Consider the following 485-nt stretch of genomic DNA (forward strand, 5'->3'; position numbering starts at 1 on the left):
ACGTATAGCATTAGCTATATTAGACATTGTACTTTCTTCTATAAGAACATTTGCCATTAATAAGCCACCTCATTTCCATTAGGGATTCTATTTAAAACTTCTGTTATTAACTCCTCTTTTTCTTCCTCGGTATAATAATCCTGTCCTTTTACTGGAGTAATCCCATCTGCTCCATCTTGTCCGTTAGTTCCATCTAAACCATTCTTACCATCTTTACCTGGTGGTCCTGGTACTTGTAGTTCTGTAATCGCTATAAGATTATTCCAAGATTCTTCTCCTTTATATCTCCATTGTATAAATCCATTCCCAACTTGGAGTTCTATCTCTCTACCACTTCCTGCTCCACTACCAGCGAGGTCTACAAACTGGTATTCTTCTTCTCCTTCTTGTCTTATACCTAATTCAGTACCTCGCCACATATACTCAATAGATTTACCTCTTTCTCCTTGTCCTATAGAAAGCTTTCCTATTAAATTCCCATTAAC

The 485-nt window shown here is 36.9% G+C and carries 1 protein-coding gene; it reads right to left on the reverse strand.

The features are described from left to right. Positions 1–56: 56 nt before the first annotated feature. Positions 57–485 (reverse strand): hypothetical protein (locus ACQPUY_RS17785; protein WP_430843392.1); only part of this gene is annotated, 429 nt, incomplete at its 5' end.

The organism is Clostridium nigeriense, from assembly GCF_050585245.1.
GTDB lineage: Bacteria > Bacillota > Clostridia > Clostridiales > Clostridiaceae > Clostridium > Clostridium nigeriense_A.